Origin of the sequence: Pseudoxanthomonas mexicana (genome assembly GCF_046736355.1) — a bacterium.
GTDB lineage: Bacteria > Pseudomonadota > Gammaproteobacteria > Xanthomonadales > Xanthomonadaceae > Pseudoxanthomonas_A > Pseudoxanthomonas_A mexicana_B.
Map to the genome: position 1 here is coordinate 3,353,298 of NZ_CP157201.1, position 22,241 is coordinate 3,375,538.

A 22,241-nucleotide genomic window follows, 5' to 3' on the forward strand; every position below is an offset into this window, starting at 1 on the left:
CGCAAGCGGGGGAAGGAGCCTGAACCCGCTAATGAGAAATCACGGAAACACCTGATGAGATCTTCCCCTGCCCCGCGCACCCTGTTCGACAAACTGTGGGACGCCCACGTCGTCGTCGCCAAGACCGACGCCGCGCCCGCGGTGCTGTACATCGACCTGCACCTGATCCACGAGGTGACCTCGCCGCAGGCGTTCACCGAACTGGCTACACGCGGCCTGAAGCCGCGCCGTCCCGATCGCACCAAGGCGACGATGGACCACTCCACCCCGACCCTGCCGGCCGGTCCCGACGGCAGGCTGCCCTACTTCACCGCCGCGGCGCAGGCGCAGGTCGAGACGCTGGCGCGCAACTGCGCAGCGCACGGCATCGAACTGTTCGACATGGGCTCGGACCAGCGCGGGATCGTCCACGTGATCGCGCCGGAACTGGGCTTTACCCAGCCCGGCATGACCATCGTCTGCGGCGACAGCCACACCTCCACCCACGGCGCGTTCGGCGCGCTGGCGTTCGGCATCGGCACCAGCGAGGTCGGCCACGTGCTGGCCACGCAATGCCTGCTGCAACGCAAGCCGAAGACGATGGCGATCACCATCGATGGCGCGCTGGCGCCGGGGGTCGGCGCCAAGGACGTGATCCTGCACGTCATCGGCGTGATCGGCGTCAACGGCGGCACCGGCCACGTCATCGAATACCGCGGCTCGACCATCGAGGCGATGGACATGGAGCAGCGCATGACCCTGTGCAACATGTCGATCAAGGCCGGCGCGCGCCGGCATGGTGGCGCCGGACCAGGTCACCTTCGACTGGGTGGCGAACACGCCGCGCGGGCCGAAGGGCGCCGACTTCGACGCCGCGGTGGCGCGCTGGCGGCAGTTGCGCAGCGACGACGGCGCGCGCTTCGACGCGGAGGTGCGCATCGACGCGGCCAACATCCGTCCCACCCTGACCTGGGGCACGCACCCGGGCACGGCGATCGCCGTCGATGCGCCGATCCCGGCCGCCAACGACGCCGCCGCGCGCAAGTCGCTGGACTACATGGCGTTCGAGTCCGGTCATCCGCTGGAAGGCACGGCGGTGGACGTGGTGTTCGTCGGCTCCTGCACCAACGGCCGCCTGCGCGACATGCGCGAGGTCGCCAGCGTGCTGCGCGGGCGCAAGGTCGATCCGCGCGTGCGGATGCTGGTCGTGCCCGGCTCCGAGCAGGTCAAGCGGCAGGCCGAGGCCGAGGGCATCGACGCGGTGGTGCGCGCGGCCGGCGCCGAATGGCGCGAGTCCGGCTGCTCGATGTGCATCGCGATGAACGGCGACCTGGTCGCGCCGGGGCAACTGGCGGTCAGCACCAGCAACCGCAACTTCGAGGGCCGGCAGGGGCCGGGCTCGCGCACGCTGCTGGCCTCGCCGCTGGCGGCGGCGTGGGCGGCGGTCAATGGCCGGGTCAGCGATCCGCGCGAGCTGTTCGCCGCGGAGAAGGAGGTCGCGTGATGTTCCGCCACAGCACATCCGCGACGGGAAACCGCTCCCTCTCCCCCGCTTGCAGGGGAGAGGAGCTTGTTCTGCACACCTTTCAAGAGATCGCGCAATGACCGGATTCCGCCAGCTGAAATCCCGCAGCGTCGTGCTGCCGCAGACCAACATCGACACCGACCAGATCATCCCGGCGCGCTTCCTCTCCACCACCGAGCGCGCCGGCCTGGGCAAGCATGCGTTCAACGACTGGCGCTGGCAGGCCGACGGTTCGCCCAACCCGGCGTTCCCGTTCAACCAGCCTGAAAACGCGGGACGGCAGATCCTGCTGGCCGGGCGCAACTTCGGCTGCGGTTCCTCGCGCGAGCACGCGCCGTGGGCGCTGGCCGACCTGGGCCTTCGCGCGATCGTCTCCAGCGAGATCGCCGACATCTTCCGCAACAACAGCCTGAAGAACGGCCTGCTGCCGATCGTGCTGGACGAGGAGATCGTGCAGTCGCTGATGCACCGGCCCGACGACGAACTGGTGATCGACGTGGCCGCGCGCGAGCTGCGCGCGCCCGACGGATCGATCTTCACCTTCCCGCTGGACGCCTTCGCGCAGACCTGCCTGCTCGAGGGCGTCGACGAACTGGGCTACCTGCTGACCCGCCACAACGACATCGCCCGCTACGAGGCCACCGCCCATGCACGCTGAAATCGCCCTCCTGCCCGGTGACGGCATCGGTCCGGAAGTCACCGCCGCCGCCGTGTCCGTCCTGCGCTCGGTCGCGCGCCGCCACGGCCACGACTTCGCCTTTCCCGAATACGACGTCGGCGGCATCGCCATCGACAGGCATGGCGTCCCGCTGCCCGAGGCGACGCTGCAAGGCTGCCGGCGCGCCGACGCGGTGCTGCTGGGCGCGGTCGGCGGGCCGAAATGGTCCGACCCCAACGCCAAGGTGCGCCCCGAGCAGGGCCTGCTGGCGTTGCGCAAGGGCCTGGGCCTGTTCGCCAACCTGCGGCCGGTGCGCCCGCACCCGGCCGCGCTCGACGCCTCGCCGATCAAGCCGCACCTGCTGACCGGCGTGGACATCGTGGTGGTGCGCGAGCTGACCGGCGGCATCTACTTCGGCGAGAAGACGCGCACCGCCGATGCCGCCAGCGACCTGTGCAGCTACAGCGTGGTCGAGATCGAGCGCGTGCTGCGCAGCGCGTTCCGGCTGGCGCGCCTGCGCCGCGGCTACCTGGTGTCGGTGGACAAGGCCAACGTGCTGGAGACCTCGCGGCTGTGGCGCGACGTCGCCGCGCGCATCGGCCGCGAGGAGTTCCCGGACGTGCGGCTGGAGCACCAGTTGGTCGATTCGATGGCCATGCACCTGCTCGCCAGGCCGCGCGAGTACGACGTGATCGTCACCGAGAATATGTTCGGCGACATCCTCACCGACGAGGCGTCGATGCTGGCCGGCTCGCTGGGCCTGCTGCCGTCGGCCTCGCTGGGCGACGGCAAGGCCGGGCTGTACGAACCGATCCACGGCTCGGCCCCCGACATCGCCGGCAAGGGCATCGCCAATCCCTACGCCACCATCCTCAGTTGCGCGCTGCTGCTGCGCCACTCGCTGGAACTGCACGAGGAGGCCGACTGCATCGAGCGCGCGGTCGACGGCGCGCTCAACGCGCAGGCCTTCACCGGCGACCTGGCCAGAGGCGGCCGCGGCCTCTCCACCGCCGCCGCCGCGCAGGCGGTAATCGAACAGTTGCAGGCGCATTGCTACGTGGCGGAACTGCGCGATTGAATTTCCGCGTAGAGCCGAGCTTGCTCGGCTATATCGGCTCCGGAGCCAGGAGCAGCGGAGCAAGCTCCGCTCTACGTGAGGTGTTGTAGAGCCGAGCTTGCTCGGCTACGTCGGCCCCGGAGACGGGAGCAGCGGAGCAAGCTCCGCTCTACGTGACCTGTTGTAGAGCCGAGCTTGCTCGGCTACGTCGGCCCCGGAGACGGGAGCAGCGGAGCAAGCTCCGCTCTACGTGACCTGTTGTAGAGCCGAGCTTGCTCGGCTATATCGGCTCCGGAGCCAGTAGCAGCGGAGCAAGCTCCGCTCTACAGGGCTCCCGGACAAGCCGTAGGGCCTGCTCCGCTGCTCTTCCTAACTCATTCCGGATCACGCAGCTTCGCCAGCAGCCGGCGCGCATGCCGCGGGAATCCCAGACACACCGCGTCGAGCAGCCGCGGCGCGAAACCAGCCGGATCGCGGCGGATGCGCCATCCCAGCAGCATGCTTGCCGACAGCGCCAGCAGTGACGCGCCGGCGATCGCCGGCATCGGCAGATCGCGGATCAGGTCGGCGCCGAAGGCGATCCTGCCCACCACCACCGCCAGCAGCGACGCCAGCAAGGGCGACAACGCCAGCGTCGCCAGCGCCAGCCGCCGGCGCAGCGCCAGCATCGCCGACAGGCGTTCGCGCAGCGCACCCGCGCCACCGCCGGTCCGCGACAACGCATCGCGGTTCAGGATCTGCACCACCATGTGCACCAACGCGCTCCACATCAGCAGCAGGCTGGGTATGAGGAAGCGCGCCTGTCCGCCGTGGCCGATGTTGAACAACCCGAACGACAGCACCAGCGCCGCGCAGGCGAGGATCCCCGCCAGCAATCGGCGACGCAGCGCGCACAAGCCGTCGCGGACGTCGTCGGAAAGAAGATCGGGCGCTGCCGCTTCCTGTAGGCTGCCCTCGGCCACCGCCGTCTCGAACGCCTCGCGCGCGGCGAACTCGTCGCTTGCGCGGCGCCAGCTCGCGCCGGCCGAATCGTCCAGGAAGCGCTGCCACCCCGGCATGTGGCCGAACCTGCGCGCCAGTGCCCAGGCGACCACCAACGCCATCGGGATGAAGGCCAGGCCGACCGCCAGGTTCACCAGCAGCACGCCGGGCGGCAGCCAGCGCAGCAGATCCGCGCCGAACAGGCCCTTGAACAGCACCAGCACGAACGGCCACCACAGCAGCAGCGACAACAGCATGTAACCCTTGGCCAGGCGCAGGCGACGCCAGCGCAGCGCGTGCAGCACCTCGCGCACCCGCATCACCGGCGCGCCCAGGTCGAGCCGGCGCAGCGCCCGCCATTCGCGCAGGTCGATCGCCACTTCCGCCAGCAGCAGCGGCAGCAGCAGGCCGGCCATCGCCACCCAATCCCATCGCCCCCAATGCGCCGCGATGAAACCCAGCAGCGCGGCCACGCAGCCGCCGCCGATCGCCAGGCCGGCGACGCGCCGGCGGCGATACCAAGCGAAAGCCGCCGAGGTCCTGCGCTCCAGCGTCGCGCGCACGGCGTCCACGTCCAGCACCAGGCTGTCGTCGATGCGGCGGCTGTGCTCGGCCCAGCGGGCGCGCAGTCGTTCCAGATCCGGGGCGTTCATGGGCTTTCCTCCGAGGCCGCGTAGTCGCGCTGCAGCCTCTGCTTGATGCGGTTGACGCGGGTGGCGACGTTGCTGGCGCTGATGCCGAGCATGTCGGCGATCTCGTCCTGGCCGTAGCCCTCCAGGTACAGCAGGATCAGCGCGCGGTTGACCTCGTCCAGCCGCGCGATCAACTGGTACAGCGCGCGCAGGTCGTCGCCCTCGGCGTCCAGCATGCGATCGGCGGCGGCCAGGTCCAGGCCGAACTCCTCGATCGGCAGCGCGTCGCGGATGCGCCGGCCCTCGCCGCGGAAGGCCGAGATCGCCACGTTGACCGCGATCCGGTACATCCAGGTGGAAACCGCCGCGCGGCCGTCGTAGCGCGGCCAGGCGCGCCAGAGTTCCAGCACGATGTCCTGGATCAGATCGCCACGGTTCTCCCGCCGCGGGCAGTAGGCGTTGGCGACCTTGTAGAGCAGCGCCTTGTGCCGATCGAGATGGGCCAGGAAGGCGGCGTGCTGATCGCGGGTCACGGGCGTGCCGGAAGGGTCAGGAGAGGGGAAGGCATCGTCGATCACGCCGCTTCAGGCGCTGCGCCCCCCGCTGCCGCGCGCGGGCGCGGCACGCGGCGGCCGTTGAGCCAGGCGCCGATCCAGGTGCGGCGCACCAGCCATTGGTAGCTGAGCAGCGTCGCCATCAGCACGAGTGCCAGGCCCACAGGATATTCGACCCACCACGGCGCATCGTAGCGGCTCGCGGCGACCTGCACGGCCATCGTCAACGGCAGGTGCACGATGTAGATCCAGTACGAGGCGTCGGCCAGGTAGCGACGCACCGGGCTGTGGCCACCCAGGAAGCGCAGCGCCAGGCCGATCAGCGCCAGGCTCCAGGCCCAGCCGGCAGCAGCATAGGCGAAGGCGTAGCCCCATGCGATGCGGCCGTCGCCGGCCGGCGCGGTCGTCGGCATCAGCTTGAGCAGGTACAGGCAGGCGCCGGACGCGGCGATCGCCAGCGCCAGGTTCAGCGGCCAGCGGCGCGACTGCGCGGCCAGCAACGACGGCTGGCGTTGCAGCGCCCAGCCCCCGAGGAAGGCCAGGCCATAGGCCACGCAAGCGGCCGGGTTCGGGATCAGGCCGGTGTCGGGCGTGGGGATGCCGAACCAGTGCCACCAGATCGGCAGCGACACCAGCGCGATCGCGGCGGGGACGGCGAGCAGCAGCGGCGCCCAGGGCCCGCCGATCGCACGCACGCTCCGATCAAGCGCCGCCTGGAGATGTCCGCCGCGATCCAGCATGCGCAAGCTGGCGCGCAACGCCAGCATCGCCGCGTAGAAGATCGCCAGCAGGTACAGGAACCACAGGTGGGTCAGCGGGAAGTTGCGCATCGTCAACGGCGGCTGCGGCTCCTGCGCCGGCATCGTGCCGCCGTTCTTCAGCCAGGCGTTCCAGACGATGACCGCGACGATCGCCATCAGCACCGGCCACCACAGGCTGACCAGCGGCAGCACGATGCGCTTGCCGCGATCCCGCACGAAATTCCGCGTGCCCAGGCGCTGCAGGGCCAGCCGGCCGAAGAACCCGGCCAGCACGAAGAACAGCGTCATCCGGAAGCTGTGTATCCACCAGAAGCCGCCGGCCAGGAACTGCGAGCGGTCGCCATCGGCAACGACCCAGAACAGTTCGGCACCGGGGAGATAGGACATGGCCGCATGCAGGGCCACGCCCAGCAGCAGGGCGAAGCCGCGCACGGCATCCAGGCCGTGCAGGCGTTCGTTGGAAAGGGCGGACGGGTTCACGGCGGCTCCGGTCGAATCGGGCCGGCTGGCCCTTGCAACCGTTATTCGCCCACCCGCCCCGGAATATCACACCCGCCCGATGCGGAACTTCCGCGTGGACGCACCCGGATCCGGCCGGGTTCAGGAAGCCACGATGCGATCGCGCCCGGTCTGCTTGGCCTTGTAGAGCCGCTCGTCGGCCACGCGCATCAGCGCGCGCGCGTCCTGGCCGGGTTGCAGTTCGGCCACGCCCATGCTGACGGTGCACGCCAGCGTCGTCCCGTCGGGGGCGACGAGGGACAGCGCGGCGATTTCCCGGCACAGCCGTTCCAGCTTCTGCAACGCGGCCGGCCAGGGTACGTCCTGCTGGCAGAGCAGGAACTCCTCGCCACCGTAGCGCGCGGTGAACACGCCGGCGTCTTCGCCCATCACCTGGCCGGCCACCTCGGCGATGCGTGCCAGCACCTCGTCGCCGAAACCGTGGCCATGGCGATCGTTGATCAGCTTGAAGCGATCGATGTCCATCAGCGCCACGCACAGCGGGCGGCCCTCGCGGCGGTAGTCCTGCAGCGCGCGCTGCAGGAACTCGTCGCCGGCGCGGCGGTTGGCCAGCCGCGTCAGCGAATCGTGGTGCGCCTGGTGGGCGAGCTGGCGCAGCAGGTCCTCGCGCTCGCTGCTGGCGCGTTCGAGTTCGTTGTTCTTGGCGGTCAGCTCCCGGGTGCGGCTGTCGATCAGTTGTTCGAGCCTGCGCCGCTGCTGGCGCTGGCGGCGCGTGAACAGCCACGCCATCACCCACCCCATCGCCATAATGGCCAGCGCGCACAGCACCAGGAACCACGGCCGCAACCACCAGGGCGCGGTCACCTGCAGGGTGAGCGTGTGCGCCTGCACGTGCTGCCGCTCGTTCCAGTTGGCCGGCGCGTTCATCGCCTGCACCTCGAAGCGCAGTTCGCCCGGCGGCAGGTTGGTGTACACCGCGCCGGCGGAGGCGTCGCTGCCCATCTCGATCCAGTCCGCGTCGAAGCCGTGCAGGCGGTAGCGGTAGCGCAGCTTGTCCGGCGCGCGCATGTTCAGGCCGCTGAAGTGGATCACCAGCCGGCGCGTCGAGGCCGGAATCGCGTAGTCCGACGCCCACGGCAGCGCCTGCCCGTCCAGTTCCAGTGATTCGATGGCCAGCGAAATCTGTTGCCCGCGCTGGCGCCGGGCATTGTTCGGGTCGATGACCGCCAGCCCTTCCGACATCGCGAACCACAGCCGCCCGTCGCGCATGCGCCAGCCGGCCGGCGAACTGGCGCCGTTGGCCTGGCTGCTGGGAATGCCGTCGGCCTGGGTGAACAGTTCGACCGGCAGCCGCTGCATGTGCCCCTTCTCCATCGCCGCAAGCGCGGCGCGCGAGATGCGGAACACGCCGCGGTTGCTGGTGATCCAGAAGCTGCCCAGGCCATCGTCGAGGATGCGGAACAGCGTGTCGTTGGGCAGCCCGTGGCGGTAGTCCAGGTGCAGGAAGCCGTCGCCGCGCAGCTTCAGCAGTCCGCGATCGCTGGCGATCCACAGGTTGCCGTCGGTGTCGTCGTGGAAATCGAACGCCGCCACCGCCGGATAGCCCTTGCCCGGCAGCCAGGCGCGCACGCGGCCGTCGGCATCCAGCGCGGCCATGCCGTTGCTGGTGCCGATCCACAGCACGCCGTGGCGATCCTCGCGCAGCGCGTAGACGTTGCCGGCCGGCATGCCCTCGCCGGCGCCGTAATGGCGCAGCATGCGGCCATCGCGGTAGACGCTGACGCCCAGGTTGCTGCCTATCCACAGTTCGCCGTCGCCGCGCTCGAGCAGGGCGCGCACGTGGTTGGAAGGCAGGCCGCGGTGATCGTCGATGCGCACCGGCACCGGCATCGCCCCGGCGTCGGTCGGCGGCAGGTAGAGCACGCCCTGGTCGTAGGTGCCCAGCCACAGGCCGCCGTCGCGCGCCAGCGCCATCGACAGCACCGAAGGATCGCCCTGGCCTTCGCCGGCCAGCGGCACCTTCTCCATCCTGCCGTTGCGCCAGACGTCCACGCCCATCGGATGGCCGATCCAGACGCTGCGATCGTCCTTCTGCACCAGCGTGCGCACATAGCCGTCGCGCAGCCCGGCGCTGCGATCGATGCCGAACACCGGGCCGTCGGAAATGCGGAACAGGCCGTTGGTCGTGCCCACCCACAACAGGCCGTCGCGATCCTCGAACAGCGACGGCGCCAGCCGCCCCTTCAATCCATGCCGCTCGCCGAGGATTTCGACCCGCCCATGCGAGTGCCGCACCAGGCCGTCCAGGGTGGAAATCCACAGGTTGCCGTCGCGATCCTCGAGCATCGCCTCGGCGCGCTGCGCGGAGATGCGCGTGACCTGCCCGTCCTGCACCCGCCACACGCCGCCGCTGCCACCGACCAGCAATCCGCCCTGCCGCGACTGCGCCAGCCCCAGCACGGTGGTTTCCGGCAGGCCGATTGCGCGGCCCCAGTCGCTGACCTGGCCACCGGCGATGCGGAACAGGCCGTGGCGGTTGCCGACCAGCACCTCGTCGCCGGGCAGCGGCAACACCGCCAGCACGCGCTCGCCGCGCAGCAGCGGATGCGCGCCGACTTCATCGAGCCGGCCCTGCCCATCCAGGCGGAACAGCGAGCTGTCGGTGCCTATCCACAATTCGCCGTGCAGCCCGTATTTCAGGCAGGACACGCCGGCCAGCGTGCCCGCCTCGCCTGGCAGGCGCGACCATTGCCCCTGCCGGAAACGGATCAGGCCCGGCTCGAAACGCCCCAGGTTCAGCACCACGTCGCCATCGCCGGTGGCGGCGATCGCGCGCACGCCCTCGATGCGCACGCCGGGCACGGTGGACGACTCGTAGCGGGTGAAATGCAGGCCGTTGAAGCGGGCCGCGCCTTCCCACGTCCCCACCCAGATGTAGCCGTCGCGATCCTGCGCGATGTGGTGGATGAGGTTGTGCGGCAGCCCGTCCTCCATCGACCAGTGCGACAGCGTGTATTCGTCGACGGTGCGGGAGGCATCCAGCGCCCACGCGGAAACCGGCCCCAGCAGGAGGGCCAGCAGGCAGCAGCAGCCGGTCAGCAGACGTCGCACGCGCACAAGCCCTGGGGGATTACCACATTATCGCCGCCGGGCACGGCTACTTGAGCCGCGCGGGCAATGACCGGGCCGATTGCGCGATTCCGGCCTCCGCTGCAACGCATCGCGATAGGCGGCGTGAATCATTGGCATCGTTGTTTTCGTGCGGCGGCGGACGCCCGGCCGCGCTAAGCTGGTGCATGCCGCATGCAGGGGGTCTGCGTCCACCGGCTGCGCCGCCGGCGAGGGAATGCCGACGACGGCCATGCGCTTTCCGTCCCGCCTCTTCCACATTAAAGATTCGGCGGAGACGGCCGATACCGAAAACGGGACAGCCTGCCCGGCCGTGGATGCACCGGCCCCGCGGCTCCCCGGCCCGCAAACCTTTCCGCGCCCCCCCGGCGGGAGTAGCCGCTTCATGCTCAGGACCATCGACGTTCAACAACTGCGCCCCGGGATGTACGTCCACCGGATGCTCGGCTCGTGGCTGAAACATCCGTTCTGGCGCACCTCGTTCCTGGCCGATGCCGACGACGTCGCGCGGCTGCAGGCCAGCGTGGTGCGGCAGGTCGTCATCGACGTCGGGCAGGGCCTGGACGTGGCCGCGATGGCGTCGCCGGCTTCCGCCGCCGCACCGATGCCGCAGGACGAACCGGCCGCGGCGCAGGACGAGGCGCCGACGCCGCCGGCCGCGCTGTCCGGCGCCACGCCCCTGGCCACCGAGATGGAACGCGCGCGGCGCATCTGCGAGGAAGGCCGCGACGTGATGGCGGCGATGTTCCGCGAGGCGCGCCTGGGCAGGATGATCGATCCGGCCGAGGCGATGCCGCTGGTCGAGGAGATCAGCGGATCGGTGCTGCGCCATCCCGGCGCGCTGATCAGCGTGGCGCGGCTGAAGACCGCCGACGACTACACCTACCTGCACTCGGTCGCGGTCAGCGCGCTGATGACCGCGCTGGCGCGCCAATTGAAGCTGCCCGAGCAGCAGGTGATGGAAGCGGCGATGGGTGGCCTGCTGCACGACATGGGCAAGGCCGCCATGCCGCTGGAGGTGCTGCAGAAGCCGGGCAAGCTGGACGACGAGGAATTCCGCATCGTCCGCCTCCATCCCGAGGAGGGCGAGCGCCTGCTGCGCGCCGGCGGCATCGAGAATCCCGCGGTGCTGGACATCGCCCTGCACCACCACGAGAAGATCGACGGCAGCGGCTATCCGCACCGGCTGGCCGGCGAGCAGATCTCGCGGCTGGCGCGGATGGGCGCGATCTGCGACGTGTACGACGCCATCACTTCCAACCGCCCCTACAAGCAAGGCTGGGATCCGGGCGAATCGCTGCGGCGCATGGCCAGCTGGAACGGGCATTTCGATCCGGTGCTGTTCAAGGCGTTCGTGCGCAGCCTGGGCATCTACCCCATCGGCACGCTGGTGCGGCTGGCGTCGGACAAGCTCGGCGTGGTGGTCGAGCAGCACTCCGGAAGCCTGCTGACGCCGTGCGTGCGGGTGTTCTTCTCGGCGCGATCGCGCCAGCAGTTGCTGCTGCACGACGTGGATCTGGCCGCGCCCGGCTGCCAGGACCAGATCGTCCAGATCGAATCGCCGCGGCAATGGGGCTTCAAGGATCTGGAAAAGCTCTGGCTCGCGTAACTGCATGATCGTCGCCGCCGCGTATGCGCGTCGGTGACGATGCGGTGCAGGCGCGCGTTACGCCGGCGTGAGGACGCCGAAGCACCGCCGGTCCGAAAGCGCGCCGCATGCGGATCGCCGGTGCTATGCTGGGGCGCAGCCGGAATACGGCGTTCCTCATCCGTCTATCTCCCGCGTCCGTCGAGTGCCGGTTTGCACGGGAGGTGGACCGCATGGAATCCATCAAGTCGCACCGCATCGTCCTTGCCGATGCCGTCCGCGCATCCGCGCGGCGGCTCAGCGTCGGCCGGCACGTCCTCGGCGCCAATGGCGCGCGTTCCATTTCCTGTTCGCTCCGCAGCCATCCCGCCGTGGACAGGAAGCAGGCCGAATCCAGGATGCGTTCGCTGCTGGAACAGGGTGGATACCTGTTCACCCCGCGCAGCGTCAACCACTGTTCTGCAAGGAGTCCGTCTTGAGCTTTGATATCGGCATCGGCAAGTGCATCGCGATCTCGAAAGGCACCGTGGAACTGCACGTCGACAATTCGGTCGTGCGCAAGTTCTTCCCCCGCCTGCCCTGGCAACGCGAGGGCACCAGCGTGCTGCGCGTGCCGGCGGCCTGCTGCAGCGAGGTCCGCAGGCCCGCGGTGGGCGGGGAAGTATTCCTCGACCACGGCGCATTGGCGCAGAGCCAGAAGGGCTGGCTCGACATCGACGGCAGCGGCAGCTTCAAGGCCGTCGACCTGTCCAGCATCGCCGATGGAATGGCGCCCGGCCCGGCCGTCGCGCCCGTCGTCAAGGGACGCTGGCGCTGACCGGCAGCCGATTGCCGCCGTGGCGCATCCACGGGCAATCAGATGCATCCAGACGCGGGAGGGCGGAGCGTCCTCGCGTCGTTCAAACCGCTCGGGAAGAAACCCGCGAAGATGCCACGCGAAGCCTTCCGCCCACCGCCGCATCGCGGAAGCGGGCGGCGACGGATCGCTTCTGCCCGCACACGCGGCGCGCTCCGGCTACATCATCCGCCGCCGGATCAGGCGATCGCCGAGCACGAACTCGTGCCACAGGGCGACGGCGGCATGCAGCACGACCAGCCCGGCCAGCGCCCAGGCGCTGTAGTAATGCACGTACCACGCCAGCGCGCGCCAGGTCTCGTCGTCGGCCGGCGGCTCGAACAAGCGCGGCACCTGCACGCTGCCCAGCAGCTGCATCGGCGCGTCCATCCACACCCAGATCACGTATCCGCTGAGCGGCAGCGCCAACAGCAGCGCGTACAGCGTCCAGTGCATCGCCGCCGCCAGCCGCCGCCGCCAGGCGGGCTCGGCCGCCGCCGGCGCAGGCACGCCATGCGCGATGCGCCAGCTCGCGCGCAGCACCATCAGCGCCAGCAGGATCATGCCCAGCTGGAAATGCAGGTGGAGCAGCCGGAAGCCCGCCTCCCGTTCCTGCGTCCGCTCGGCGGTCCAGCCGAGCCAGATCTGCGCCGGCACCGCGATCGCCACCAGCCAGTGCAGCAGGCGGGCGGGCAGCCGGTAGCGGCCTTCGCGCACCGCCCTGCTCATGGCGCGGAACAACGCGGGTGGCCGGGAATGTTCATCCCCAGCACGATGTCGCGCTCCACCTGCCAGACGCCGTCTTCCATGACGGGCGTGACCAGGCCGCCGCCGCCCCTGCCAAGGACCATCGTCCGCATCATCCCGGCGGTGAGCCTGGGATCGTCGCGGAACATCACGTCGTCGATGTAGTAGGTGGCGCAACCCGGCTCGATGACGTGCATGTGGATGTGCTGCGGCATGTCGGTATCCGGATAGGCGCCCGGGCGGATGGTGGAGAACGCGTACCCGCCCTGCGCATCGCTCATCGCCCAGCCCCGCAGGCGTCCGTGGCGGCGCGCTTCGCTCCCCGCTGGAGGCCCGGGATCCGGATAGATCCCCTTCCTGTCCGTCTGGTAGGCATAGATCACGATGCCCGAGCGCGGGCGCCCCTGCGCATCGATCACCCGCCCGGCGAGCAGCATCGGCTCGCCCGGCTCGTCGGCCGGCGCGATGCGCGACCGGGCGGGGATTTGCTCCGGCAAGCCTTCGAACACCGCCTCGCAGCCCTCGCACGGCAGGCCGACGATGGGGACGGTCCGCAGGCTGGCGGACCGCGCGATCCCTGGCCCGAAAGGAGCGGCGGCCGCGATGGCGCCGCCCGACAATAGCGAAAGCAGAAGGTGACGACGCTGCATGACAGACTCCGGATTAGCCTGTCATCAGGACGCCCGCGGCGCGGCCGGTGTTAACGCGGCGGGCCGCAGGATCCGCGTCGTTCGCTCCGGGCTAGTCGTCCAGGCGCACCGTCGCGGTCTTGTCCTGGTAGTCGGCCTTGGGATCGGCGCCGAGCAGCAGCTTCACCCCGGCCACCAGCGAGTATTCGTTCAACCAGACCTCCGCCTCGCGCGCATCGAAGCGCAGCAGGGCCAGCTTGGGATCGTCCTTGCCGTCCTCGAACCACGCCGCGACGAACCGGTTCCACAGTCGGTCGATCACCACGCGATCGTTGTCCAGCGTCAGCGTTCCGCGCAGGGTGGCGAAGAGATCGTGGCCTTTGTCGGCGAAGGTGGCGACCGCCTCCCGGGTGCCTTCCAGGTGCCTGACCAGTTCGGTCTCGCGCGAGGTGAAGAACCAGATCGGCGAGCGATCCTGCTCGATCTGCGCCGTCATCGGGCGCAGGTGGCCGGCTTCGGCCTGGGCCAGTCCCAGCATCATCGTCATGTCCGAACGCAGCGCCTTCCACAGCTTGCCTTCCATTTCATCGGTCGTCGCCATCGCAATCGAGCCTCGCAGGTGGGCGTGGCAGTGTGCGCGGGCGGATGTCTCCGGCCGGTGAAACGGCGGCCCGCGCGGATCAGTCGGTGGGGAAGAACAGCGCCCTGGCGTTGCCGTGGCGGATCCGGGCCTTCTCCTCCTTCTTCAGGTCCAGCCGCTCCAGCGCATCGACGGCCTGCTCCAGGGTGATCTGCGGGAAGTCCGATCCGATCATCACCCGCTCGATGCCGACGTTCCTGATCGTCCAGACGAATTCCTTCTCCAGCGGCGAATCGGCCATCAGCACCACGGTGGCCGAGATGTCGAAGTAGATGTTGTCCATGAAGAAATCCTGCGTCGTGCGGATCAGCGGCAGGACGTTCCAGAAGCGGAAGTCCAGCCCGCCCATGTGGGCGAAGACGAAGCGGGTGCCGGGGCAGCCGACCGCCAGGTTGAACAGCTTCTCGCTGTCGCCGGGCAGGATGCCGGCGTTGTCCACCAGCACGATCAGGCCCAGCTTGCCGGCCTGCCTGCACAGTTCGAGCACGCGCGGATCGGCGACGTCGAACTTCTGCGTGTGCGGATGCAGCTTGATCGCCCTGACCCCCAGCGCGGCGATCCTGCGCAGTTCCTCGCTGGCCGCCTCGCCGTCCAGCGGGTGCACCGAGGCGATCGGCAGCATGCCCGGATGGCGCCTGGCAAGCGCGATCAACTCGTCGTTGCGCTCGCGCGTGCGCGCCGGCTCGCCCTTGCCGGCCATCAGGATTGCGCCGAAGCCGGACACTTCCAGCCCGGCCGCTGCGACCTGCGCGGCGTATTCGCGCACCGACTCCTCGCCCTTCCACAAGTGGACGTGGGCATCGAACACCGGCCCGGCGGCGAAGGCGGCGCAGGGCAGCGAAAGCAGCAGGATTGCGAGGAAGCGGCGCGCGATCTTCATGCGTTCTCCATCAGCGGCAGGAAAGGCGGCCAGGACTCGTCGGAAGCATCGCCATCGCATCGGCCTGTGGCACGTGGGTGGGTGGAAGCCGACGGCAATGATTCCCGCCATGCCCGTGACGGCGATGTCTTCGCATCGCCGTGGCCGGTCGCGTCTTCCAGCAGCCGCGCAGCGGGCGGGACCCGCGTCGAATCAGTCGATTCCCAGTGCTTCTTCCCGTCATCCCGCGAAGGCGGGGATGACGGATGTGCAATGAATCGGAATGGAAATACTCCGGACAAGGAAGCGACGACGATGCCGGCAGGACGGCTTCATCCGTCCTGCGGCACGGGAACCGACGACGCTTCTCCGGGCGCCCGCATGCGGCGAGGTGCTGATACGCTGGATCCCTGCCTTCCACGGTACGAAGATGAGCGACTGCGGATCCGTCCCACCTTCCGGTCACGGCCTGCTGCGGGCCGTCGGCCGCTGGCAGATCCTCGGGCTTTCGATCAACAGCGTGGTCGGCAGCGGCGTCTACCTGCTTCCGGCCACCGCGTTCGCGCTGCTTGGTCCTTTCAGCGTGTGGGGCGTGCTGCTGGCCGGGGCGACCGTGGGCCTGCTGGTGCTGTGCTACGCCAAGGCGGCGAGCTATTTCGAACAGCAGGGCGGCAGCGCGCTGTACGCGCGCGAGGCGTTCGGGCCGTTCGCCGGCTTCCAGGTCGGCTGGACGATCTGGCTGACCCGCGTGGCCACCGCCGCCTCGCTGAGCAACGGGCTGGCCGACGCGGTGGCGCGTTTCTGGCCGGCGGCCGGCAGCGGCGGCGGGCGCATCGCCGTGGTCGCCGGATCGCTGCTGCTGCTCACCGCCATCAACATCGTCGGCGTGCGCCAGGCGGCGCGGCTGTCGCTGGCGCTGGTGTTCGGCAAGCTGCTGCCATTGGCATTGTTCGTGTGCATCGGCGTGTTCCACGTCGACTGGGAGCTGGCTTTCGGCGCATCCGCTTCGGCGGCGCCGGATCTGCGGCACACCGGCCAGGCGGCGCTGTTGCTGCTGTTCGCCTATGCCGGCTTCGAGAACCTGTCGGTCGCCGCCGGCGAATACCACAACCCGCGGCGCAACGTGCCGTTCGCGCTGGTGGCCATGATCGTGCTGGTCACCGTGCTGTACGCCGCGGTGCAACTGGTCGCGCAGGGCACCCTGCCCGGCCTGGCCGGCTCGTCCACGCCATTGGCCGACGCCGCCGCTACGTTCGGCGGCGAGGGGCTGGCGCTGCTGCTGACCGCCGGCGCGGCGCTGTCCATCCTCGGCACCAGCAACGCCACCCTGCTGCTCGGCCCGCGCTTCCTGCACACGCTGGCGGTCGACGGCTACGGCCCGCGCGTGCTGGCGCGGGTGCACCCGCGCTTCCGCACTCCGGCCATCGCCATCGCCGTGCAGTGCGCGCTGGCCCTGGCGCTCGCGCTGAGCGGATCGTTCGTGCAACTGGCGCTGCTGTCGATGGTCACCCGCCTGCTCGCCTATATCACTACCTCGGCCGGCGTGCTGGTGCTGCACCGACGGCACGGCGACGCGCCCGGCTCCTGGCGCCTGCCCGGCGGCCCGCTGATCCCGAGCGCCGCGCTGGCGCTGTCGCTGGCGCTGCTGCTGAGCGCCAGCGCGGCGCACTTGATCGCGGTGGGCATCGCGATCGGGATCGGCAGCGTGATCTACCGGTTTCCGAGGCGCGAACGCTGAAGCGGGCGCGTGCACACGGCCCGAACCCGCGCGGGAGTAGGCTGCCGCCGTCATTGCGCACGGCCGCTTTCCCGGTGAGGTGGACATGTTCGACTCCTTCGATGCCGTATTCCTGGCAAGGCTCCAGTTCGCCTTCACGGTCAGCTTCCACTTCATCTTCCCGGCGTTCTCGATCGGTTTGGCGAGCTTCCTGGCCGTGCTCGAGTTCCTGTGGCTGCGCACTCGCAGGCAGGTCTACCTCGACCTGTTCCGGTTCTGGCTGAAGATCTTCGCGGTGACGTTCGCGATGGGCGTGGTCTCCGGCATCGTGATGTCCTACCAGTTCGGCACCAACTGGGCGGTGTTCTCCGACAAGGCCGGGCCGATCATCGGTCCGCTGATGGCCTACGAGGTGATGACGGCGTTCTTCCTGGAAGCCGGCTTCCTCGGCGTCATGCTGTTCGGCATGAACCGCGTCGGTCCCAGGCTGCACTTCCTGGCCACGCTGATGGTGGCGATCGGCACCTTCATCTCGGCGTTCTGGATCCTCAGCGCCAACAGCTGGATGCATACCCCGACCGGCTTCGTCATCAACGAGGCCGGGCAGTTCGCTCCTGCCGGCAGTTGGTTCGACATCGTCTTCAATCCGAGCTTCCCGTACCGGCTCGTGCACACCGTGATCGCGGCCTACCTGACCACGGCCATGGCGGTCGGCGGCGTCGGCGCCTACCACCTGCTCAGGCACGCGCGCTCGGCCGCGGCGGGCGCGCCGGACGCGGCGCCGTCGCCGGACGCGGCGCGCAAAATGTTCTCGATGGCGATGTGGATGGCGGCGATCGTCGCGCCGATCCAAATCGTCGCGGGCGACCTGCACGGACTGAACACGCTGGAACACCAGCCGGCCAAGGTCATGGCGATGGAGGGCCACTACAGCAGCCATCCCGACGGCGCCCCGTTGATCCTGTTCGGCATCCCGAACACGCAGGCGCGGACCATCGACCATGCGATCGTGATTCCCAAGGCCTCGTCGCTGATCCTCAAGCACGACCGCAATGCGCCGCTCGACGGCCTGGACACCGTGCCCGACGAACTGGAACCGCCGCTGCCGGTGGTGTTCTGGTCGTTCCGGATCATGGTGGGCATCGGCGTGCTGATGCTCGCGCTCGGCATCTGGAGCCTGTACGCGCGCGCGCGGCGCAGGCTGTACACCTCCAGCGCATTGCACCGCATGGCGATCGCGATGGCGCCCTCCGGCTTCGTCGCCGTGATCGCCGGCTGGGTCACCACCGAGGTCGGCCGGCAGCCCTTCACCGTCTACAACCTGCTGACGACCGCCGAAAGCGCATCGCCGCTGGCCGCGCCGGCGGTGGCCACGTCGCTGCTGACGTTCATCGTGGTCTATTTCATCGTGTTCGGCTTCGGCACGCTGTACATCCTGCGCCTGATGAAGAAGGGCGTGCAGCCGCAGGAGCCGCCGGCCGACGCGCAGGAGGCTCCCATCCGCACCGCCGGCATCACCCCGGGGCCGGCCATGAAACTGTCAGGGGAGGATCCGGCATGAACATCGACATCACCCTGGTCTGGGCCGGGATCATCCTCTTCGCGGTGTTCGCCTACGTCGTGATGGATGGATTCGACCTGGGCATCGGCATCCTGTTCCCGGTGTTCCCGCCCGGCCGCGGGCGCGACCAGGCGATCAACTCGATCGCGCCGGTCTGGGACGGCAACGAGACCTGGCTGGTGCTGGGCGGCGGCGGCCTGATGGCGGCGTTCCCGCTCGTCTACGGCGTGATCATGACCGCGCTGTACCCGCCGATCATCGCGATGGTGCTGGCCCTGGTGTTCCGCGGCGTGGCGTTCGAGGCCAGGTGGCGCGATCCGGGCCACCGCCGGTGGTGGGACGTGGCGTTCACCGCCGGCTCGCTCGTCGCCGCGTTCGCGCAGGGCATCATCCTCGGCGCGCTGGTCCAGGGCATCGAGGTGGGCAACCGCGAATACGCCGGCGGCTGGCTCGACTGGCTGACGCCGTTCTCGCTGCTGACCGGGGCCTGCGTCGTCGCCGGCTACGCGCTGCTGGGCGCGGCCTGGCTGGTCTGGAAGACCGACGGCGAAACCCAGGCGCACGCCTACCGGCTCGCGCCCCGCTTCGCCGTCGCCCTGCTCGCCGGCATCGCCGCCGTGAGCGCGATGACGATCGGCCTGGAGTTCGACTACCACGATCGCTGGATGGCGTATCCGCAGGTGCTGCTCACCGCGCAGGTTCCCTTGCTGGTCGCGATCATCGGCTACGCCCTGCTGCGCTCGCTGCGCAAACGCCGCGAGCTGGCGCCCTTCCTGTTGTCGCTGTGCCTGTTCGCGCTGACGTTCGCGGGGCTGTGCATCAGCGTGTTCCCCGACCTGGTTCCCGGTGGCCTGACCATCCACGAGGCGGCCGCGCCGGAATCGAGCCTGCGCTTCATGCTGATCGGCGCGGTGGTGCTGATCCCCATCATCCTCGCCTACACGGGATGGTCGTACTGGGTGTTCCGCGGCAAGGTCGGGCACGAGGGCTACCACTGATGGGATACGGCATGCACTCTCCGCCGCCGCCACTGTGGAAGCGCCTGCTCTGGTTCGCCGGCCTGTGGCTCGCCGGGCTGGCCGCGGTCGGCGCGCTGGCCGCAGTGCTGCGGTGGTGGATAGCGCCGTAGGATGCTTCGGACGGGCCGAATCCGCGCAACGGATTCCCCCCGAAGGAAACGGCCCTGGTTTCCCGGACGGCGCATGGACGCCTGGCCCGGAACGTTCCAGCGTTCCGGGCCGGACGCGATGTGTCAGGACACCTGCTCGCGTCTGACCGGCGGCCTGGAGGGCGCCGAGTCGATGTGCCTGGCCAAGTGCATCACCAGGCCCGCGTGCACGCCCAGCCAGATGCCCGGGCCCTTGATGATGCTGGCGGTGCTCCACTCGTACAGGTCCAAACCGTTCAGGTACACATCCGCCCGCTGCAACTGCCAGCGGTCCGAGCGCGGGGCGCTGGCGTGTGGCTGGAACCGGATGTAGACCGGAAACTTCTCGATATTCTCGGTCGTCAGGTTGTGCGTAGTGGGGTCGTTGAGCTCCGGGTGCAGGACGTTCCTGTCGCTGCCGGCACCTGCGAATACGTAGGTTCGCGTGGCGCCGGTCTCGAAATCGTCCTCCGGGGAGTCGATGTAGAACTCGCGACCGCATATGCCGAGATAGATGTCTCCATCGGTACCGGCATTGCGCTGCCCGCCGGTCTGCAAGTGGAGTTCGATGCGGGTGACTTTTGGCATGACGCTCTCCATGTCGTGGAATGTGCGCATTGCCCCTACGCGCCATCGGCACGATCGGCCTGGCCGGCGCATACGGGAAGGGCGGCGGCATTGCGCCGTCGCCTGGGTCAACGCGCGCGCTGGACACGGGAGGTCACCGTTCGTCGCCACGCCTCGAACCGGGCCGAGAGCGAAGCCCGGATCCCGAGGCGGCTGCATCGCAATGTTCGCTGCACACCCTCCGAAGGCGCTGCGGCTTCCCCGGTCGTCGCGGCTCCGGCCGGGCTCCGTCTTTGAACCGCTTGAAAAGGAACGGGGCTCGCAAGAGCCCCGCGGTTCGACCGGATTCCATCAATGCCTCTTCGGCTACCCGCAAGCGCAGCGGGCAGCCGGCATCACCCGCATTTGCTGTAGCCGCAATTCAGGCAGGTGGCGCAGCCGTCCATGATGACCAGCGCCTTGGTGCTGCACTTGTGGCACAGGGTGGCCGAGGGCGGGAAGCTGGCGCCGTCGCCGGTGATGGCGATGTCTTCCGACGCTCCGGGCATCGCGCTGCCCTCATCCGCCGTCGCAGGGGAAGGAGAGGCGGATTTGCCTACTTCAGAGTTTTTTTTTGCGTGGTCCTCGTACTGCTTGCGCTTCTCGGCCAGCAGGGCGCGCTGGTGGGCGCTCATTTCCGGGTCGTGGATGAGGCCGATGGACTTGAGGTGTTCCTCGACGATGCTGCCCAGCTCGGCGACCAGCGAGGGCATGTAGACGCCGCCGGCCTTGAAGTAGCCGCCGCGCGGATCGAACACGGCCTTCATCTCCTCGACCAGGAAGGTCACGTCGCCGCCCTTGCGGAACACCGCCGACATGATGCGGGTGAGCGCGACGATCCACTGGAAATGCTCCATCGACTTGCAGTTGATGAAGATCTCGAACGGGCGGCGGTGCTCGTGCTCGGTGCCGGCGTTGAGCACGATGTCGTTGATGGTCACGTACATGGCGTGCTCCACCAGCGGCGACTTGATCTTGTAGGTGCTGCCGATCAGCACTTCCGGGCGCTCGATGCGCTCGTGCATCTGGATGATTTCAGCGGTCGGCAACTCGCTTTCGGCCGTGGCGCGGCTGATCGACTCGCCCTTGGCCGGCGGCGCGGATTCGCGCGCCCTGTCTTCCGGGGTGAGCACGCTGTAGCCCTTGATTTTCTTGTCGATCTTGACGGCCATGGTCGGTTTTCCTGGATGCGATTGCGTTGGTTCGGTGTGCTGCGGTGGAGCCAAACCCTCCCCCGCGGACGGGGGAGGGAAACGACGGAATTACCGGGCCTTCCTGGCCGCCTTCTTCACGGTCTTCCTCGGGGCCTTGCCGGCGGTCTTCCTGCCGACCGCTTTCTTCGTCGCGGCCTTGGTGGCCGTCTTCCTGGTTGCGACTTTCTTCGTCGCCTTCCTGGCCACCTTCTTCACCGCCTTGCGGGCGGTGGTGGCCTTCTTGGCGACCTTGCGCTTGGCCGCGGCGACGTCGCGCTTGACCGTGCCCTTGGCCTTGGCGACGTCGGCCTTGACGGTGCGGCGCGCGGCCGAGACCTTCTTGGCCGCCTTCTTCCTGGCGCCGGCGGCCTTGCGCTTGAGCGCGGCGGCCTCCTTCTTGGCGTTGGCGCTGGCCGCTTCCAGCTTCTTCTTCGCCTTGGCGACGCTCTTCTTGACCGCCTTGGCCGCAGTGCCGGTGCGCTTGGCCACCGTCTTCTTCGCCTTGGCGATGTCGGCCTTCACCGTCTTGGTAACCTTGCGGGCGGCCTTCCTGGCCTTGGCGACCGTGGCGCCGGCGGTGCTGGCGACCGCTTCGCCGATCTCCACGGCCTTTTCCTTCACGCTTTCGGCGGCGCCGGAGAGCGTCGCCGTGACACCATTACCGTTGCTCATGTGCCCTCCTTGCGGGCGTGGTCTGTGACGCTGCCGATGCTATACCCGATTGCGCGGGGTGGAACGGTGGAGAGGCTTGGAACCTTCTGAACCGCCCCTTCCCCCGCTTGCGAGGGAAGGTTGGGATGGGGGCGCTTTTCAAGCGGAAGCAAAGCAACTCGCTACGCTCGCTCCCCCCACCTGCCCTTCGGGCATCCTCCCCCGCAAGCGGGGGAGGCTTGCAACCTTCTGAACCGCCCCTTCCCCCGCTTGCGGGGGAAGGTTGGGATGGGGGGCGCTTTTCGAGTAGAACAAAAGCAACTCGCTGCGCTC

20 protein-coding genes and 1 pseudogene are annotated in these 22,241 nt (G+C 69.1%); 10 read left to right on the forward strand and 11 right to left on the reverse strand.

Annotation, left to right across the window (positions count from 1 at the left end):
• Positions 1-54 precede the first annotated feature (54 nt).
• The 3 genes and pseudogenes from leuC (at position 55) to leuB (ending at position 3,240) form a co-directional block, all read left to right on the forward strand.
• Positions 55-1,483 (forward strand): annotated as a pseudogene (gene leuC, locus AAG688_RS15460) (3-isopropylmalate dehydratase large subunit).
• Positions 1,484-1,580: 97 nt separating this feature from the next.
• The gene (gene leuD / locus AAG688_RS15465) at positions 1,581-2,162 is read left to right on the forward strand and encodes a 3-isopropylmalate dehydratase small subunit (protein WP_411833077.1); all 582 of its coding nucleotides are present in this window, start codon (positions 1,581-1,583) and stop codon (positions 2,160-2,162) included.
• Complete coding sequence (gene leuB, locus AAG688_RS15470) at positions 2,152-3,240, forward strand: 3-isopropylmalate dehydrogenase (RefSeq protein ID WP_411833078.1); 1,089 nt, start codon at positions 2,152-2,154, stop codon at positions 3,238-3,240. Before leuD ends, leuB begins: the two co-directional genes overlap by 11 nt.
• Before the next feature lie 353 nt (positions 3,241-3,593).
• Here leuB and AAG688_RS15475 read toward each other — a convergent pair whose 3' ends face one another.
• The 4 genes from AAG688_RS15475 to AAG688_RS15490 form a co-directional block, all read right to left on the reverse strand.
• Positions 3,594-4,853 carry a hypothetical protein gene (locus AAG688_RS15475; RefSeq protein ID WP_411833079.1) on the reverse strand — a complete coding sequence of 420 codons (1,260 nt, stop codon included), beginning with the start codon at positions 4,851-4,853 and terminating at the stop codon, positions 3,594-3,596.
• Positions 4,850-5,365, reverse strand: a complete 516-nt coding sequence (locus tag AAG688_RS15480; RefSeq protein ID WP_411833080.1) for an RNA polymerase sigma factor — start codon at positions 5,363-5,365, stop codon at positions 4,850-4,852. Before AAG688_RS15480 ends, AAG688_RS15475 begins: the two co-directional genes overlap by 4 nt.
• A gap of 41 nt (positions 5,366-5,406) precedes the next feature.
• Positions 5,407-6,627: an acyltransferase family protein gene (locus AAG688_RS15485; RefSeq protein WP_411833081.1), complete on the reverse strand. Its 1,221-nt coding sequence runs from the start codon at positions 6,625-6,627 to the stop codon at positions 5,407-5,409.
• Between the two features lie 120 nt (positions 6,628-6,747).
• The gene (locus AAG688_RS15490; RefSeq protein ID WP_411833082.1) at positions 6,748-9,717 is read right to left on the reverse strand and encodes a two-component regulator propeller domain-containing protein; all 2,970 of its coding nucleotides are present in this window, start codon (positions 9,715-9,717) and stop codon (positions 6,748-6,750) included.
• A gap of 403 nt (positions 9,718-10,120) precedes the next feature.
• Between AAG688_RS15490 and AAG688_RS15495 the strand changes: the two genes are divergently transcribed.
• From AAG688_RS15495 to AAG688_RS15505, 3 genes are all read left to right on the forward strand, one after another.
• Positions 10,121-11,344 (forward strand): HD-GYP domain-containing protein, encoded by a 1,224-nt coding sequence (locus tag AAG688_RS15495; protein WP_411833083.1) that lies wholly within the window; start codon positions 10,121-10,123, stop codon positions 11,342-11,344.
• Positions 11,345-11,556: 212 nt separating this feature from the next.
• Positions 11,557-11,802: a hypothetical protein gene (locus AAG688_RS15500; protein ID WP_411833084.1), complete on the forward strand. Its 246-nt coding sequence runs from the start codon at positions 11,557-11,559 to the stop codon at positions 11,800-11,802.
• Positions 11,799-12,140 carry a hypothetical protein gene (locus tag AAG688_RS15505; RefSeq protein WP_411833085.1) on the forward strand — a complete coding sequence of 114 codons (342 nt, stop codon included), beginning with the start codon at positions 11,799-11,801 and terminating at the stop codon, positions 12,138-12,140. The genes AAG688_RS15500 and AAG688_RS15505 overlap by 4 nt, the downstream gene beginning before the upstream one ends.
• Positions 12,141-12,338: 198 nt before the next feature.
• Here AAG688_RS15505 and AAG688_RS15510 read toward each other — a convergent pair whose 3' ends face one another.
• From AAG688_RS15510 to AAG688_RS15525, 4 genes are all read right to left on the reverse strand, one after another.
• Complete coding sequence (locus tag AAG688_RS15510) at positions 12,339-12,887, reverse strand: cytochrome b (protein WP_411833086.1); 549 nt, start codon at positions 12,885-12,887, stop codon at positions 12,339-12,341.
• Positions 12,884-13,555 carry a hypothetical protein gene (locus AAG688_RS15515; RefSeq protein WP_411833087.1) on the reverse strand — a complete coding sequence of 224 codons (672 nt, stop codon included), beginning with the start codon at positions 13,553-13,555 and terminating at the stop codon, positions 12,884-12,886. The genes AAG688_RS15510 and AAG688_RS15515 overlap by 4 nt, the downstream gene beginning before the upstream one ends.
• Positions 13,556-13,646: 91 nt before the next feature.
• Complete coding sequence (locus AAG688_RS15520) at positions 13,647-14,135, reverse strand: pyridoxamine 5'-phosphate oxidase family protein (RefSeq protein ID WP_411833088.1); 489 nt, start codon at positions 14,133-14,135, stop codon at positions 13,647-13,649.
• Positions 14,136-14,214: 79 nt separating this feature from the next.
• On the reverse strand, positions 14,215-15,054 hold the full coding sequence (locus AAG688_RS15525; RefSeq protein WP_411833089.1) for an amidohydrolase family protein: 840 nt from the start codon (positions 15,052-15,054) through the stop codon (positions 14,215-14,217).
• A gap of 409 nt (positions 15,055-15,463) precedes the next feature.
• On the opposite strand from AAG688_RS15525, the gene AAG688_RS15530 reads away from it, so the two are divergent.
• From AAG688_RS15530 to AAG688_RS15545, 4 genes are all read left to right on the forward strand, one after another.
• Positions 15,464-16,771, forward strand: coding sequence for an APC family permease (locus AAG688_RS15530; RefSeq protein WP_411833090.1), 1,308 nt, complete (start codon positions 15,464-15,466; stop codon positions 16,769-16,771).
• An 85-nt stretch (positions 16,772-16,856) separates the two neighbouring features.
• Complete coding sequence (locus AAG688_RS15535) at positions 16,857-18,311, forward strand: cytochrome ubiquinol oxidase subunit I (protein WP_411833091.1); 1,455 nt, start codon at positions 16,857-16,859, stop codon at positions 18,309-18,311.
• Entirely contained in the window at positions 18,308-19,309 is a 1,002-nt protein-coding gene (gene cydB / locus AAG688_RS15540; protein ID WP_411833092.1) for a cytochrome d ubiquinol oxidase subunit II, read from the forward strand. Before AAG688_RS15535 ends, cydB begins: the two co-directional genes overlap by 4 nt.
• A gap of 11 nt (positions 19,310-19,320) precedes the next feature.
• Positions 19,321-19,440 carry a DUF2474 domain-containing protein gene (locus AAG688_RS15545; RefSeq protein ID WP_411833093.1) on the forward strand — a complete coding sequence of 40 codons (120 nt, stop codon included), beginning with the start codon at positions 19,321-19,323 and terminating at the stop codon, positions 19,438-19,440.
• 123 nt (positions 19,441-19,563) lie between these two features.
• Here AAG688_RS15545 and AAG688_RS15550 read toward each other — a convergent pair whose 3' ends face one another.
• The 3 genes from AAG688_RS15550 to AAG688_RS15560 form a co-directional block, all read right to left on the reverse strand.
• The gene (locus AAG688_RS15550) at positions 19,564-20,046 is read right to left on the reverse strand and encodes a hypothetical protein (RefSeq protein ID WP_411833094.1); all 483 of its coding nucleotides are present in this window, start codon (positions 20,044-20,046) and stop codon (positions 19,564-19,566) included.
• Between the two features lie 374 nt (positions 20,047-20,420).
• Positions 20,421-21,236, reverse strand: coding sequence for an NrdJb (locus AAG688_RS15555; protein WP_411833095.1), 816 nt, complete (start codon positions 21,234-21,236; stop codon positions 20,421-20,423).
• A 90-nt stretch (positions 21,237-21,326) separates the two neighbouring features.
• Positions 21,327-21,929 (reverse strand): hypothetical protein, encoded by a 603-nt coding sequence (locus AAG688_RS15560; protein ID WP_411833096.1) that lies wholly within the window; start codon positions 21,927-21,929, stop codon positions 21,327-21,329.
• Positions 21,930-22,241: the final 312 nt, after the last annotated feature.